At 65.2% G+C, this 15,178-nt stretch carries 12 protein-coding genes and 1 pseudogene; 3 read left to right on the top strand and 10 right to left on the bottom strand.

All coding sequences use genetic code 11. The features are described 5' to 3' along the window. Positions 1-28 precede the first annotated feature (28 nt). Complete coding sequence (gene glgX / locus ACQR1W_RS34215) at positions 29-2,266, top strand: glycogen debranching protein GlgX (RefSeq protein WP_434854892.1); 2,238 nt, start codon at positions 29-31, stop codon at positions 2,264-2,266. 12 nt (positions 2,267-2,278) lie between these two features. Here the strand turns inward: glgX and ACQR1W_RS34210 are convergent, their stop codons facing one another. The 5 genes and pseudogenes from ACQR1W_RS34210 to ACQR1W_RS34190 form a co-directional block, all read right to left on the bottom strand. Further along, entirely contained in the window at positions 2,279-3,730 is a 1,452-nt protein-coding gene (locus ACQR1W_RS34210) for an aldehyde dehydrogenase (RefSeq protein ID WP_434855102.1), read from the bottom strand. A 279-nt stretch (positions 3,731-4,009) separates the two neighbouring features. Further along, a pseudogene (locus tag ACQR1W_RS34205) lies at positions 4,010-4,486 on the bottom strand (ABC transporter ATP-binding protein); the annotation flags it as partial. Continuing rightward, positions 4,479-6,146, bottom strand: coding sequence for a branched-chain amino acid ABC transporter ATP-binding protein/permease (locus ACQR1W_RS34200; RefSeq protein ID WP_434854891.1), 1,668 nt, complete (start codon positions 6,144-6,146; stop codon positions 4,479-4,481). The gene ACQR1W_RS34200 and the pseudogene ACQR1W_RS34205, both read right to left, overlap by 8 nt. Next, positions 6,143-7,018: a branched-chain amino acid ABC transporter permease gene (locus ACQR1W_RS34195; protein ID WP_434854890.1), complete on the bottom strand. Its 876-nt coding sequence runs from the start codon at positions 7,016-7,018 to the stop codon at positions 6,143-6,145. The genes ACQR1W_RS34200 and ACQR1W_RS34195 overlap by 4 nt, the downstream gene beginning before the upstream one ends. A gap of 62 nt (positions 7,019-7,080) precedes the next feature. Beyond that, the gene (locus ACQR1W_RS34190; protein WP_434854889.1) at positions 7,081-8,301 is read right to left on the bottom strand and encodes an amino acid ABC transporter substrate-binding protein; all 1,221 of its coding nucleotides are present in this window, start codon (positions 8,299-8,301) and stop codon (positions 7,081-7,083) included. A gap of 227 nt (positions 8,302-8,528) precedes the next feature. Here ACQR1W_RS34190 and ACQR1W_RS34185 point away from each other — a divergent pair, with 227 nt between their 5' ends. Next, positions 8,529-9,422, top strand: coding sequence for a helix-turn-helix domain-containing protein (locus tag ACQR1W_RS34185; protein WP_434854888.1), 894 nt, complete (start codon positions 8,529-8,531; stop codon positions 9,420-9,422). 66 nt (positions 9,423-9,488) lie between these two features. Here ACQR1W_RS34185 and ACQR1W_RS34180 read toward each other — a convergent pair whose 3' ends face one another. The 5 genes from ACQR1W_RS34180 to ACQR1W_RS34160 form a co-directional block, all read right to left on the bottom strand. Continuing rightward, positions 9,489-10,382: a DMT family transporter gene (locus tag ACQR1W_RS34180; protein ID WP_434854887.1), complete on the bottom strand. Its 894-nt coding sequence runs from the start codon at positions 10,380-10,382 to the stop codon at positions 9,489-9,491. A gap of 82 nt (positions 10,383-10,464) precedes the next feature. Next, a complete protein-coding gene (locus ACQR1W_RS34175; protein ID WP_434854886.1) occupies positions 10,465-11,262 on the bottom strand; it encodes a DUF6065 family protein in 798 nt (265 codons plus the stop codon). Between the two features lie 220 nt (positions 11,263-11,482). Next, entirely contained in the window at positions 11,483-11,641 is a 159-nt protein-coding gene (locus tag ACQR1W_RS34170; RefSeq protein ID WP_434854885.1) for a hypothetical protein, read from the bottom strand. Positions 11,642-11,887: 246 nt separating this feature from the next. Next, the gene (locus tag ACQR1W_RS34165; protein WP_434854884.1) at positions 11,888-12,739 is read right to left on the bottom strand and encodes a formate/nitrite transporter family protein; all 852 of its coding nucleotides are present in this window, start codon (positions 12,737-12,739) and stop codon (positions 11,888-11,890) included. 79 nt (positions 12,740-12,818) lie between these two features. After that, the gene (locus ACQR1W_RS34160) at positions 12,819-13,736 is read right to left on the bottom strand and encodes a LysR substrate-binding domain-containing protein (RefSeq protein ID WP_434854883.1); all 918 of its coding nucleotides are present in this window, start codon (positions 13,734-13,736) and stop codon (positions 12,819-12,821) included. Positions 13,737-13,865: 129 nt separating this feature from the next. Here ACQR1W_RS34160 and ACQR1W_RS34155 point away from each other — a divergent pair, with 129 nt between their 5' ends. Next, positions 13,866-15,164: an MFS transporter gene (locus ACQR1W_RS34155; protein ID WP_434854882.1), complete on the top strand. Its 1,299-nt coding sequence runs from the start codon at positions 13,866-13,868 to the stop codon at positions 15,162-15,164. Positions 15,165-15,178: the final 14 nt, after the last annotated feature.

The raw sequence follows: 15,178 nt of genomic DNA, 5'->3' as shown, positions 1-15,178 counted from the left end.
CGGCGATCCGGATTGGGCAGGGGGCAACATGGATCAACTGACCAGGCAGGGCGACGCTCTGACGCAGGCTGCATTCAATTTGCGCAAATCCCCGATCAGCGAAGGCAGGCCCTTTCCGCTCGGCGCCACGTGGGACGGGCTCGGCGTCAACTTCGCGCTGTTCTCCGCGCATGCCACCAAGGTTGAGCTCTGCCTGTTCGATGACAATGGCGAGACCGAGCTCGAGCGGATCGAGCTGCCGGAATATACCGACGAGGTCTGGCACGGCTATCTGCCGACCGCGCGTCCCGGCACGGTGTATGCCTATCGCGTGCACGGTCCCTATGAGCCTGACGCAGGCCACCGGTTCAATCCGAACAAGCTCGTTATCGATCCCTATGCCAAGCAGCTGGTCGGGTCCTTGCGCTGGGGTCCTGAGCTGTTCGGCTACCAGCTCGATCATCCCGACAAGGATCTGTCCTTCGACGAGCGCGACAGCGCGGCGTCGATGCTGAAATGTCGCGTGATCGATCCGGCCTTCACCTGGGGAGCGTCGCGCAAGCCCGAGATCCCCTGGGAACGCACCATCACTTACGAGATGCATGTGAAGGGCTTCACCCGGCTGCATCCGATGGTGCCGGACGCCGATCGCGGCACCTTCGCAGGCCTTGCCCATCACGACGTCCCGGCCTATTTGCGCTCGCTCGGCATCACGTCGGCCGAGCTGTTGCCGATCCATGCCTTTATCGATGACAGCTACCTGGTGGAGATGGGCCGGCGCAACTACTGGGGCTACAACACGATCGGCTTTTTCGCGCCGGAGCCGCGCTACCTCAAGACACTCTTCGCCACCGAATTCAAGACGCTCGTCAATCAGTTCCACGCCAACGGCATCGAGGTGATCCTCGACGTGGTCTACAACCACACCGCCGAAGGCAACGAGCTCGGGCCGACGCTGTCGTTCAAGGGCATCGACAACGCGAGCTACTATCGGCTCCTGCCCGACAACATGCGCTACTACATCAACGACACCGGCACCGGCAACACGGTGAACCTGTCGCATCAGCGCGTGCTGCAGCTGGTCGCGGATTCGCTGCGCTATTGGGCCACCGAGATGCGGGTCGACGGCTTCCGCTTCGACCTCGCCACCATCCTGGCGCGCGAGCCCTATGGTTTCGACGAGGGCGGCAGCTTCCTCGATGCCTGCCGGCAGGATCCGGTGCTCTCCAGCGTCAAGCTGATCGCGGAGCCCTGGGACATCGGTCCCGGCGGCTATCAGGTTGGTCAGTTTCCGCCCGGCTGGGCGGAGTGGAACGACAAGTTCCGCGACACTGTGCGCGCCTTCTGGAAAGGCGATCCCGGCGCTCTGGCCGACTTCGCCAAGCGCATCTCCGGTTCAGGGGATCTGTTCAACAAGCGTGGACGTCGGCCGTGGGCGAGCGTCAACTTCATCACCGCCCATGACGGCTTCAATCTCAACGATCTCGTCTCCTACAACGACAAGCACAACGAGGCCAACGGCGAGGACAATCGCGACGGCCACGACAACAACCATTCCTGGAATTGCGGCGCCGAGGGTCCGACCGATGATCCCGAGATCATCGAACTGCGCGAACGGCAGAAGCGCAACCTGCTCGCGACGCTGCTCTTGTCGCATGGCACGCCGATGCTGCTCGCCGGCGACGAGTTCGGCCACACCCAGCACGGCAACAACAATGCCTATGCCCAGGACAACGAGACCACCTGGCTCGATTGGATGGCGATCACGCCGCAGGGGAGGAGCTTGCGCGAGTTCACCCGCAAGCTGATCGCGATGCGCAAGGCGTTTCCGATCCTCTATCGCAGCCGCTTCCTGGTCGGCTCGCTCAACGAGGAATTGGGCGTGAAGGACGTCACCTGGCTGTCGCCTGCGGGCGAGGAGATGGCGGTCGAGCAATGGACCGACGGCAATGCGCGCTGTTTCGGCATGCTGCTCGATGGCCGCGCGCAGGAGACCGGCGTCAAGCGCCGCGGCTCCGATGCCACGCTCCTGCTGATCTACAACGCCCATTATGACGTGGTGAACTTCACCTTGCCGGAGGTGCCGGAGGGACGCAACTGGCTCGGCCTGATCGACACCAACCGGCCCGAGGCGACGCTGCCGTCGTTCCCGTTCGGGCATGTCTACGAGGTGACAGGCCGCTCGCTGCTGGCGCTTGGCCTGTCGTCCGAACAGGTGCCGATGCGCAGCCTGCGCCACGGCCTCGGCGCGCTGCTCGATATCGCCGAGGCGCCGCTGCCGGGCTGAATGCAGCGCTTCTCAGAACGGATAATGGCGCGGGCCGGTCTGCACCGTGATCCAGCGCAGTTCGGTGAATTCGTCGATGGCCGCCTTGCCGCCGAAGCGGCCGTAGCCCGAGGCCTTGACGCCGCCGAACGGCACCTGCGGCTCGTCATGCACGGTCGGCGCATTGATATGGCAGATGCCGGCCTCGATCCGCTTGGCGACGCCGAGCGCGCGCGCGATATCGCGGCCGAACACGGCGGAGGAGAGGCCATATTCGGTGTCGTTGGCGACGCGCACGGCCTCCTCGACGCCGCTGACGCGCACCACCGTGACCACGGGGCCAAAGCTTTCCTCACCATAGATACGCATTGCCGGCGTGACGCGATCGACTATTGTTGCCGGCATGATCGTGCCGCTGCCGCGACCGCCGGCGGCGAGCACCGCGCCCTTGGCGAGCGCGTCGTCGATCAGCGCACCGACCCGGTCGCATGCCGCGCCCGACACCAGCGAGCCCAGCACGACGTTGCCCTGACGGGGATCGCCGTAGGGCAGGCTGTTGGCCTTGGCCGCGAACTTCGCGACGAACGCATCTGCCACCTTGTCGTCGACCACGATGCGCTCGGTCGACATGCAGATCTGGCCCTGGTTCATGAAGGCGCCGAAGGCCGCCGCATCGACGGCCGCATCGAGATCGGCGTCGTCGAGAATGACGAGCGGGGCCTTGCCCCCGAGCTCGAGCAAACAGCGCTTCAGATGCTTGGCGCAGGCGAGCGCAATCAGCCGGCCGACGCGGGTCGAGCCGGTGAAGTTGACCCGGCGCACCGCGGGGTGCGCGATCAGCGCCTCGACCACGGCTTGCGCATCCTCCGGGGCATTGGTGACGACATTGACGACCCCGTCGCCAAGGTCGGCTTCCGCCAGGCAGCTGCCGATCAGGCGGTGCACACCAGGGCTCATCTCGGACGCCTTGAGCACGACGGTGTTGCCGCAGGCGAGCGGCATCGCCACCGCGCGGACACCGAGGATGACCGGCGCGTTCCAGGGCGCGATGCCGAGCACGACGCCGACCGGCTGCCGGAAGGCCAGCGCGAGATTGTCGGGCACATCGGTCGGGATCACCTCACCCGCGATCTGCGTCGTCATCGCAGCCGCTTCGCGCAGCATGGCCTCGGCGAGATGCACATTGAAGCCGGCCCAGCCGGCGGTCGCCCCGGTCTCGGCCACCATGAGTGCGGTGAATTCGGCGGCATTGCGTGCCAGCGCGTCGGCCGCGGCGCTGAGCCGCTTGCGGCGCTCGCCGGGCGCAAGCTGGGACCAGACGGGGAAGGCGGCGGCAGCCGCGTCGGCGGCGCGCAACGCGTCCTCGACCGAAGCCGCCGCGACGATGCTCGCGGTCTCGCCGCTGATCGGATTGAGGCGCTGATAGGTGCGCTGGTTGGCTGCCGCCTGGTCCTTGCCGCCGATCAAAAGGTTGATCGCATTCATCGGTCGCTCCATCGTCTCAGGGGATTTGGATATCGGGGAGGAGGCGCGCGCCTTGCCGAGATAGGCGCGCTGGATATCGGGATTGTTCTTCATGTCGGCCGCTGCACCGTGGCCGGCATTGCGCCCGGATTCGATCAGATAGACCCGGTCGGCGATGTCGAGGCTCGCGCGGGCATTCTGCTCGACCAGGAGAATGGCGACACCATCGGCACGGATGCGTTGCAGCGCGCGAAACACCTCGCGGCTCAGCAGCGGCGACAGCCCCAGCGACGGCTCGTCGAGCAGCAGCAGCGCAGGATTGGACATCAGCGCCCGCCCGATCGCGACCATCTGCTGCTCGCCGCCGCTCATGGTCCGCACGGCCTGGCCCAGGCGCTCACCCAGGCGCGGAAACAGTTGCAGCACATGGGCGAGCTGCTCGGCTTCGCGTTCGCGGGCGCGCGGAGGATAGGCGCCGAGCTGCAGGTTCTCGGCGACCGTCAGCTCGCCGAACACGCCACGCCCTTCCGGCACCAGTGCAATGCCGCGCTCGACGATCAGATGCGGCAGAAGGCCGGCGATATCTTTGCCTTCGAACCGGATGATCGACCCTGTCGCCGGCCTGATCAGTCCGGTGATGGCCTGCAGCAAGGTCGACTTGCCGGCGCCGTTGGCGCCAAGAATGGCGATGATCTCGCCGCGCCCGACCTGAAGCGCGATATCGGCGAGCGCGCGATGCTTGCCGTAGGAATGCGACAGACGCGAGACCTCAAGCATCGGCCTCTCCCAGATAGGCCGTGATGACAGTGCGATCGGCGAGCACCACCTCGGGCGTGCCGCTGGCGATCGCCTTTCCCGCGCTCATCACCAGGCAGCGATTGCAGAGCGCGCGGATCGCGTCCATCACATGCTCCACCATGACGATGGTCAGTCCGCGATCGCGCAAGCGCGCGATCAGCGCGATGCCGGTTTCGAGCTCGCTCGGATTGAGCCCCGCCAGCCATTCGTCGAGCAGGAGGATGCGGGGCTCAAGTGCCAGCGCCCGCGCAAGCTCCAGCCGCTTCTGATCGATATAGGTCAGCTCGCCTGCGGGCGTATCCGACCGCCGGCCAAGCCCGACCAGCTCCAGCAGGTCGTGGATCTCCGTCTCGCTGCCTGCGCTCGCGCCGGCGCGGAACAGCGCCGCCGCGGCGACGTTTTCGGCGATCGACAGCTCCGGCATCACGCGCACAAGCTGAAAAGTGCGGGCGAGGCCGAGCCGCGCGATTTTATGCGCCGGAAGGCCACTGATGACGGCGTCGCCAAGCCGGATCGTGCCGGTGGTGGGAACGAGCGCGCCCGAGAGCATGTTGAGCAGGGTAGTCTTGCCCGATCCGTTCGGACCGATGATGCCGAGGATCTCGCCCTGTGCAACGGTGAGGCTCACGCCCTCGACCGCACGCAAGCCACCGAAGGATTTGCTCACCCCTTCCACTGACAGCAGTGCGCCTTCGCCGACGGCGGCCGTCGCCGCGGGCTTGGTATGCGGGCGCGCCAACAGCGGCGCGACCAGTCCGATCACGCCTTGCGGCAGCGCCATCACGATGGCGATGAACACCAGGCCGAGCACGATGCTGAAATGGTTCGGCAGCGCCGCGGTCAGCACCTCGAACAGCAGCACCAGCGGCACGACACCAAGCAGCGGGCCGAGCAGATGGGTGGCACCGCCGAGCAGCGCCATGATGACGACCTGGAACGAGATCATCGGGTTGAAGGCGATCGCCGGATCGATGTACGTCCAGCGCGGCGCCATCATCGCGCCGGCCACCGACATGAACACGGCGCTCGCCACAAAGACGCCGAGCTTCACCAGCGTGGCATTGATGCCGGCATGGCGCGCCGCGGTCTCGTCCGCGCCGATCGCGCGCAGTGCCAATCCGTAGCGCGAGCGGTTCAGCGCATAACCCGCGAGTAGCACGACCGCGGCGAGGGCGAGGAGCTGCCAATACAGCATCTCCTGGGTGAGATCGCTGAACAGATAGCGGCCGACCGACTTATGGACGTTGACCTCGTACCAGATCACGAGCTGCCGGATCAACTCGGCGAGGCCAAAGGAGAAGATCACGAAATAGATGCCGGAGAGCCGCAAGGTCGACACCCCCGTGATCGCGGCGACCACGCCGCCCGCGCCGGCCGCGACCAACAGCTGCAGCGGCCAGGACAAGGTCTCCGCCGTGATCGCGGCGCTGTAGGCGCCGATACCGAAGAATGCGGCGGTGGCGAGCGAAATGTAGCGGGTAGGACCGGAGAACATCGCCCAGGCGGTGGCCAGCACCGTGAAATAGAGAATGCTGATGCCGAGCGCGAGATAATAGCCGTTGGCGTAGAACGGGACGGCGACGATCGCGGCGCCGAGGAGCAGGGCGATGAGCATGAGGGTGGCGTTGCGGCCGGTCACGAGGTGGCCTTTCCGAACAGGCCGGTCGGCCGCACCAGCAGCACCGCGAGAAACAGCGCATAGGTCGCAGCCAGGGTCAAGCCGGGATCGACCAGCCGCGCCACCGCGGTCTCGACGATACCGAGCAGCAGGCCTGCGATCAGCGCGCCCATGACATTGCCGACGCCGCCCATGATCACCACCACCAGCGCCTTCATGGTGAAGACGACGCCCATCGCGGCGTTGAAGGTCAGGAACATGCTGACCAGCACGCCGCCGGCGGCGACGAGTCCGCCGCCAAAGGCGAAGGCGAACCCTGCCAGCGCGGCGACATCGATGCCGACCAGGCTCGCGGCTCTGGCATCGACCGCGACCGCGCGCACCGCCGTGCCGAGCCGCGTGCGCGTCAGCGCGAGATAGACGGCGGTGCCGATCACCGCCGCGAAGGCCAGCGCGATCAGCCGGTTCACCGCCAAGGTCGAGCCGAGAATGACGACCGGGATCGAGAGATAGCTGTAACTGTAATACTGCCCGCCGAACGCGACCAGCATCAGCCCCTGGATCACGAACAGCACGCCGAAGGTGACGAGGATGCTGTCGACCTCCTGGGCGCCTGCGTCCTTGTTGCGGCGGACCAGCCGTACCAGCAGCAGCCGGTAGAGCAGCCAGTTCAGCACCGCTGCAATCGGCACGGCAAGCAGCAGCGCGAGCAGCGGGCTCAGCGACAGCCCGGTGTAGAGCGACAGCGCCGCAAAGCTGGCCGCCACCAGCGCCTCGCCATAGGAGAGGTTCATGATGCGCGCGACGCCATATTGCAGCGTCAGCCCGAGCGCGATGAGCGCATACATGCCGCCAAGCACGAGGCCAGGCAGGAGAATGTCGAACAGCAACATGGCGGCGCCTTATGGCCCGACAAAGCAGACGGCCGATGCGGCCGCCTGCCGGGCTCACCTCGCTACTTCCACTCGGGCTTCGGCACGACGGCTGGGCGTGCGCCGGTGAGCGTCGCCGGAGCGAGCCCATAGAACTCGCCGTTCTGCCATTGGCCGACGGCCCAGACCTCCTGCAGGAGCCCGTTCTTCAGCTTCACCTTGCCGATGATCGTCTCGAACGTGCCGTCGCGGATTTCCTTGGCGACCGCGGCGCGGTCGACCTTGCCGACCTTCTCGATCGCCTGCTGCAGCACCTCGAGGCTCGCATAGGTGATCGGGCTGGCCCAGCGGTCCGGCTCCTGGCCGGTCGCGGCCTTGTGGCGGGCGAGATAGTCCTTCAGCGGCGGCGAATCCGCGTTCCAGCCGCCGATCCCGAGCACGCCGTCGGCGTTGCCGCCGAACTTGGCCTTGAACAGCGGAAACGCGGTGCCGACGCCGACATAGAACACCTTCGGATTGAACTTCAAAAGCTGCGCCTGCTCGGTCAGCGCCAGCGTATCTGGCGGATAGCTGAAGGCGATGAAGGTGTCGGCGTTGGAGGCGATCGCATCCTTGAGCAGCGGCTGGATGTCCTGCGAGCCGAGTGGGTAGGTCTTGTCATAGGCGACGGTCAGGCCGGCCTTCTTGAAAGCCTCGCGGCCGGCGGCGGCGAGCTCGATGCCGAACTGGTCGGCCACGCTGACCATGGCGACGGTGCCGCCGATCTTGCCCTCGCTTTTCAGCTTGCCGAGCAGATCGGCCAGCCCTTGCGAGAGCTGCGCCGAGGTGCCGAGCCAGAAGGAGGCATTGGCCCAGCGCTTGGCGAGCTCCGGCGCCTTGTCGGTCACCGAGGTGACCGCGAGATGCGGGTAGCCCAGCCGGTTCAAGGTCGGGCCGACCGCGAGATTGAGGCCGGTGCCCCAGGGCGGCAGAATGAAATCGACCTTGTCCTGATTGGCGAGGCGTTCGATCGCCTTCACCGCCTCTTCCGACGAGCTGCGGTCGTCATACTCGATGACCTCGATCGGCAGCCGCTTGTCGCCGAGCTTGATGCCGCCCGCCGCGTTCACGTCCTTCACCCAGAGCTGATAGTTGGGCAAGGTCGTGATCCCCGCGCCGCCGGCATACGGCCCGGTCTTCGAGATCGCATAGCCGATGCGGATCTTGTCCTGCGCGGGGGCAGGGGACGCAAAGGTCCCCAGTGCCGCGGCCAATGCTGTCAGGCTGGCGATGCGCAGCCATGTCCGACGCTGTGTCGAAACCATGTCGAGCCTCCTCCCTGGGGCACGCCGGATTGTTCGGCGGCGTGCCGATGTGGCGTTCCTCTTGGCCCGGCCTTGTTGTCCGCCATTGTTGTTTGCGGCTGTCCGGGCTTGACCAAGGAAGCACTGTCGGGTTCCCTGGCGCAATGGACGGATCCGGCGAAAAGATGCACTCATCTGGCGCCCGTTCCCGGGTTCCCGCGCTGGCGGGGAGCCGGAGCGCCGGGCTCGTGGTTGCGCCTGATGCAGCTCATCCCGTCGCCGCCGAGGTGGTCGGCTCGCATTTCGTCGCGCGGCAATGGGCCCTGAATTCACAGGCAGTACGACCCTGCATTCACCTATTAGCACTGACCTCCGGCGCGGCGGCGGCACATGGGGACGGCGAGATCACCGCATGGTCCGGGCCGGCGCTGGTCTGGTTGCCGGCCGGAAGCGCCGAGCAGCTCGAAATCGCGGCCGGCGCCAGCGCGCATCTGTTGCGGCTGCGCGCGGACAGCTGGCACCGCTATCTGCCGCCGTCAGCGGAAGCGGCCTATCTGGACCTCGCCGGCGTGACCGGCATGCTCGCCTTTCCGGTCGAAGCGGATCTCGCCGCGGCACTTGCGCGCTCTATCGCGTCGATCGCGGCCGAGCTGGCTGCGCCGGCGCGCGGCGCCAGCGCCTCGATCCTGTCAGCGGAACTCTCGCTTTGCGTGCTACGCTTCTGGCGGCTGTTTGCCGAGACGGCCGATGGCGCCGCACCGGGCAACAGCGCCGACATCCTCGGCCGCTTTCGCAGGCTGGTGGAGGAGCGATACCAACAGCAATTGCGTGTTGCCGATTATGCGCAGCTGCTCGGAGTCACCTCGGACCGGCTGCATTCGCTGTGCAGCCGCGCCTTGCAGCGCTCGCCGAGCGCGCTGATCCAGCAGCGCATCGTCCAGGAAGCGGCCAGGCGACTGGAGACGAGCAGCGCGACCGTCAAGCAGATCGCTTTCGCGCTGGGCTTCAAGGACACTGCCTATTTCAGCCGCTTCTTCACCAAACACACCGGCGAGGCGCCGGGCGCGTGGCGCCGCAACATGGCGGCGCGGGCGCGCAGCGGACGGCTGCGGCCGTCGCTCGATTTCGCCGACTGGCCGTGAGGTCTCATCGCGTGCGGGCTGCGCGCACGTTAGGACAAATTCGTTGCGAACTTCGGTAGCGAGGCCCTAGCGCGAACTGATATTTCGGACTAACGCCGCGGCGTTCGCCTTGCGGAAAGTCTGATCCGAGAACAGCGTCACGATCAGACATCCGGCAATGATGATGATTACTCCAGTGATTGTCGTCGCGTCCGGCAATTCGCGGAATTCAACGACAGCGACCAGGGCGTTGATCACAAGGCGAGTGTAGTCATAGGGAGCCAGGACCGAAATATCGGCCTGCCGGATCGCAAGTATTCGTATGTAGGTGCCCAGGGGACCTATGATCATGATCGCGATGAGCCAGGGCCATTCCGTGAGCGATGGAGAGGTCCAGTCAGCCAGCGCCATGGACGAAAATGCCAAGTAGGTCGCGCTCAGCCAGGCCATGACGGTGAGCGGGGAATCGCGATTTTCCAGCAGCTTTGTGACGGTAAGCGCCGCACCATTAAAGAACGGGGCCGCCATTGCGACAAGGTATACGCTGTCCCACGCGGTGAACGTGGGATGAATCACGATCAAGGCGCCGCAGAGCCCGACAAGGCTGGCCGACCAGCGACGAAGTCCGATCGGTTCGGTCAGAAGTACCGCGGCGAAGCCGGTCACGAACAGAGCCTGAGTATAGCTCAGGGCCGTCGCGTTCAACAGCGGCAGGTGACTGAACGCGTAAATGAATGCCCAGAAGCCGAGCAGGGAAAGGCAGCTCCTTATAACCTGAAGACCCGGCATTTCCGTCTTGAACACCCGGAAGCCGATTTTCCGGGAGAGAGCGGCGACGAGTGCCACGCTGCCCAGACTGCGCAGAAAAGCAACCTCCAAAGTTCCGACGGCGTGTCCGACCTGATGAATCGCGATCATCTCTGTCGAGAGCAGCACATAGGCCAGCAAGATCAGCGCTATTCCTCGTGTCTGACTGGTCATGCGGGACTTTTCTGCATCTCGAATGTCATGCGTAAGATGTCATGTCGCAAATGAAGCCGACGTTGAGACGAGTTCGCGTCATCTATGGCTCGATAATCTTGTCGACACCGCCAGTGTCCGAACTCTCGATTGCTCCCGATCGTTCTAGCGCACGCCGCTTTCGTGCGGCGACCGCGTAAGAACCGAGCCGGCGATCTGGATTCGTGTTTGTTGCAACGACGGTACGTCCATATGCGTCCCAGTCTACTGCCGCGAGCGCTTCCGGTCCCGACACGACGGTAAAGTCATTGAGCAGTTGCTCTGCATAGGTGGAGCGATGCAAGGGCTGAACCTGCAAGAACGGGCGATCCGCCCTGAACTGCAACGGAACGTTCGATCCGATCAGCCGAACGTTGACGAACAGTGGACCGAACCAGCGGTCGGTCTCCACTATGCCTTCCATCATATCATAGCCTCGGTTTCGAGACAGGTTTGCCGGATATCTCAGGAGCAGACTCCAGTCGGAAGCCGTTCGCGCGATTACGCCGGTCCAAATCTGTAGAATTGCATGGTCGTCAGTCAGCGTCAGGAACGGAGGAGCAAACCCTCGGCAAGATTCCGGAGCCGCTCTGTCGAAGCGCTCGCTGAAATGAGGATACTGCGCCGATCTCAACGGATACCAGCGGCCGTCTGCAGCTGGATATGTCCAAACTGCTTCGGTCCCGTCCCAAACGACGGTGAATTCCATCGGCAAGAACACGTACCAGCCAAATCCTGAAGCGCTTGTCACCGGCTCGCAAAAGCGAATTGCGCGGGCTGGCAAGGTCCCCGCGGCGGATCTGCTGGCCCGTTGCGGCGGGATGCCGTCGGAAATGATTTTATAAAACGAGACGATGCTCACGTTCACCTCCGGCCGCCCGGGCGGGCGCCTGGGCCACCTGTTCGAAGCGGATTTGACGCTCGCGACCTGTCTGCAAGAGGACCGAGACGCAGGCGTCAAATCCAGAGCTCTACCAGCATTGACAAGTCAGTTGGTGGTCCATCGCCGTTGACTTTTGCAAATGCGCTTCTCGGACAGGACGCACCAGCTGCTGCTGGACCACTTCAATATATGAAGGACGTCAATCGAATTCGCACGCACCATCACCGATCTGAACCCGCTTGGAGTCCAGGACTTCCGGAGCCGGAGTGCGCTCGATGATCAAGGGCTGAGCTTCTTCGGCGCGCGAGCTATCAGTCTGATTGGAGTTTGTGGCGGCAACTGACTTCATCTCGGTCATCGGGTCTCCTATCAAAAGAGGATGATCACCATAGGGTGCACGAACGTGCCCGTCACGCGTGGCCAGAAAATGCGACATTTTGGCGAACGAAGCCCGCGCCTCCCACCGCCATTCTCGTTGTCGGAGAGCTCGTCGAGCTACAATTGTAACATGCGATAGTTCGGCTGGGCGGAAGCCAATCTCATCAGAGCAGGCCGGCATATGCGTGCCAGCTGGCCGTGACGCCTCACGACCCCGCGCCGGACGTTACGATGCTCCGCCTTCGAGCTCCGCAGCGACCTGGCCGTAGTTCAACAGCGCGACCAGCGTGGTGCCGCCGACGATGTTGCCGAGTAGCGTAGGCACGAAGAAGACGCCGACATAGTCGCCGAACGACGCCTTGCCGCTCTGGACCAGAAAGGCGCAATCGACCGAGCCGGCAATGATGTGCGAGAACTCCCCGAGCGCGACCAGATAGGTCATCACCACGATGATATGGGCTCCGGCGCCCCGGACTGCCGGCAGCAGCCACATCATCAGCGCGATCAGCCAGCCGGCAAACACCGCCCGCACGAATGTCGAGGCGAAGCTGCCTTCGATGGTGCGGTGACCGAGCTCCACGAAGGCACCGACGATCCGCGGTTCGAAAATGTCGGTGTGGGCCAACGCCGTGCCGACGGCCCAGGTGCCGATGATGTTGGCTGCAAGGACCAAGAACCAGAGGCGGGCGACGCGAACCAAGGTGGCGAGATCGCGATGATGTAGGAGCGGCAGGATCGGCGTCAGCGTGTTCTCGGTGAAAAGCTGCTGCCGTCCCAGAACGACCACCAGGAAGCCGGCCGTGTAGCCAAGTGGCGCAAATAGTCGCCGCGTCGCTTCGTCGGAGACGAAGGCGTGAAACTCGCCCTGCACGATCAGGGACAATCCCATGGACAGGCCTGCGGCCGGGCCGGAGATCAGGATCGCCCACCAGCGCCGCTCCAGCTCGCTTTCGCCTTCCGCGCGGATGGTCTCATGGATCAGCGCGGCGCTCGGCCGGCTCTGGGACTGAATCTCCCGCTTCTGCTGCTCTGAGACGCCGTCGATATCCGATGCCGGGTTGAAGGTCTGGCTGTCCACGTGAGGTGATCCCTGCGCAACGCGTTCCGGTGGTCCGCGCTGTCAGGCAACCGTAACGTGATCGGAGGGTTCCTCCCGTTCACGCGCCGCGCGCGTAAGTGGGGAGCCTGGCCTCGAGAATGGAAAGCATGGCGTCGCGCGCCGGATCGCGCGAGCCGCGCAGCCAGGCGGCGGCCAGCGGCAGCCGTCCGACGCTGCTGCCGCGCTTCAGCTTGAGCGGTACGAAGCGCACGCCCGATATCGCCAGCCGCGAGGTCCAGCGCGGTACGATCGCAACCTTGAGCCGGGCCGCGACCAGATGGACGATGGTCTGCTTCTCGTCGGCGAGCTGGGCCACCTCAGGCGTCAGCCCGGCCTGCTCGAACAGCTTCATGGTCAGGTCGTGGCTGTGCGGCCGCGAGCGGCGGTCCGGCACGATCAGCGGCTGGTCGGCGATCTCGCCCAGCGAAATGAACTTGCGTGCGGCCAGCGCGTGCCGCTGCGGAAGGGCGACGACAGCGGTCTCGTCGAGCAGGGGGCGAAATTCGAGCCGCTTGTCGGTCCGCTCCGGCGGCCGCACGAAGGCGAGATCGAGCGCGCCGGAGAGGATCTTGGGCAGCAGCCGGATCGTCTTCTCTTCGGAAAGCTGCACCCCGATCTCGGGATGTCGGGCGCGGAAGTCGTGCAGGAGGGGCGGCAGCAGACCGGCCGCCGCGCTGTCGATCGCGCCGACCCGGAGGCGGCGAACCGTGGCGGCCCGGGCGCGGCGGCGGAAGCTCTGCTCGACCGTTTCGACCCGGGACAGGATCGCGCGGGCGTCCCGCAGCAGCGCCGTGCCTTGCTCCGTCAGCGACACCGCACGGGTCGTCCGGGCGAACAGCTGGGTCGCCAGATCCTCCTCCAGCAGCTTGATGTGGCGGCCGAGGGCGGACGGCAGCATCTGCAGGCGTTGCGCCGCCTTGCCGAAATGCAGCTCCTCGGCAGCGGCGACGAAGCAGCGAAGCTGGTGCAGGTCCATAGGCGAAATCCCGGCGAGACGATCCCGGATTATATCAATTTTTTGTATAAACAAGCGGCGATTGAACCTTGCCTGCGCCGCCGCTTAGTTTCCGCTCTGACAAAAAGAAGATCGCGTCGGGAGGAGATGATGGGAAGCGAGCTCGAGACCCGTGTGCTGCGCAAGATCACCTGGCGCATCATTCCCTTCATTATGCTGCTGTACTTCGTGGCGTTCATCGACCGCGTCAATATCGGCTTTGCGGCGCTGACCATGAACAAGGATATCGGCCTCTCGCCGACGGTGTTCGGCTTCGGCGCTGGCATCTTCTTCTGGGGTTATTTCCTGTTCGAGGTGCCGTCCAACCTGGCGCTCGACCGGTTCGGGGCGCGGCTCTGGATCGCGCGCGTCATGATCTCCTGGGGCATCGTGTCGGGCGCCATGGCCTTCGTGCAGGGGCCGGCGAGCTTCTATGCGCTGCGTTTCCTGCTCGGCGTTGCGGAGGTCGGCTTCTTTCCCGGTATCATCCTCTATCTGTCCTACTGGTTTCCGGCACGGCAGCGCGCCGCGGTCACGGCGCTGTTCATGGCGGCCGCGCCACTGTCGACCGTGCTGGGATCGCCAATCTCGGGCGCATTGCTGGAGATGCACGGGCTGCTCGGTCTTGCCGGCTGGCAGTGGTTGTTCCTGATCGAGGCCTTGCCCGCCGTGCTGCTCGGCTTCATCGTGCTCGGCTACATGACGGATCGGCCGGAGCAGGCGCGATGGCTCACTGACGAGGAGCGGAGCTGGCTGGTGCGGACGATGAATGCAGAGGTGACGAGCAGGGCGGGGATCGCGAGCCACTCGGTGTGGCGCGGCCTTGCCGACATCCGCGTGCTGGCGCTGTCGCTGGTCTATTTCGGCACCTCCGCCGGGCTCTATACGCTCAGCGTCTGGGCGCCGCAGATCATCAAGCAGTTCGGCCTGTCCTCGCTCGAGGTCGGCTTCCTCAACGCGGTGCCGCCGAGCGTTGCCGTCGTGGTCATGATCCTGTGGGCGCGGCATTCCGATCGCACCGGGGAGCGCACCTGGCACGTCGTGCTGGCCTGCCTGCTGGCGGCGCTGGGGCTGTGGTTTGCCGGCCTTGCCGCCAGCGTGACGGCCGTGCTCGCCGCGCTCACGCTGGTGAACATCGGGATCTCCTCGTCGAAGCCGCCGCTGTGGAGCATGCCGACGATGTTCCTGTCGGGGCCTGCGGCGGCGGCCGGCATCGCCACCATCAACTCGATCGGCAATCTCGGCGGGTTCGCGGGGCCGGCCATGATCGGCTGGATCAAGGACCGGACCGGCAGCTTCAACGGCGGGCTCTATTTCGTTGCCGGCCTGCTGCTGCTCTCCGCGGTCCTGACGCTGTTGCTGTCCCGCTCACACCATGCGAAGGCCGAGCCGGCCACGCAGATCCACTGATCTTTCGTCAACGG

Source organism: Bradyrhizobium sp. HKCCYLS1011 (assembly GCF_051167795.1).
GTDB lineage: Bacteria > Pseudomonadota > Alphaproteobacteria > Rhizobiales > Xanthobacteraceae > Bradyrhizobium.
The sequence above is the reverse complement of the archived record's forward strand: the minus strand, read 5'-3'. Positions and strand labels throughout refer to the sequence as shown.

Excerpts from the sequence above, each read along its gene's own strand:
- glgX (WP_434854892.1), top strand. The coding sequence starts at position 29 with ATGGATCAACTGACCAGGCAGGGCGACGCTCTGACGCAGGCTGCATTC.
- ACQR1W_RS34210 (WP_434855102.1), bottom strand. The coding sequence starts at position 3,730 with ATGAATGCGATCAACCTTTTGATCGGCGGCAAGGACCAGGCGGCAGCC.
- ACQR1W_RS34195 (WP_434854890.1), bottom strand. The coding sequence starts at position 7,018 with ATGTTGCTGTTCGACATTCTCCTGCCTGGCCTCGTGCTTGGCGGCATG.
- ACQR1W_RS34190 (WP_434854889.1), bottom strand. The coding sequence starts at position 8,301 with ATGGTTTCGACACAGCGTCGGACATGGCTGCGCATCGCCAGCCTGACA.
- ACQR1W_RS34180 (WP_434854887.1), bottom strand. The coding sequence starts at position 10,382 with ATGACCAGTCAGACACGAGGAATAGCGCTGATCTTGCTGGCCTATGTG.
- ACQR1W_RS34170 (WP_434854885.1), bottom strand. The coding sequence starts at position 11,641 with ATGACCGAGATGAAGTCAGTTGCCGCCACAAACTCCAATCAGACTGAT.
- ACQR1W_RS34160 (WP_434854883.1), bottom strand. The coding sequence starts at position 13,736 with ATGGACCTGCACCAGCTTCGCTGCTTCGTCGCCGCTGCCGAGGAGCTG.
- ACQR1W_RS34155 (WP_434854882.1), top strand. The coding sequence starts at position 13,866 with ATGGGAAGCGAGCTCGAGACCCGTGTGCTGCGCAAGATCACCTGGCGC.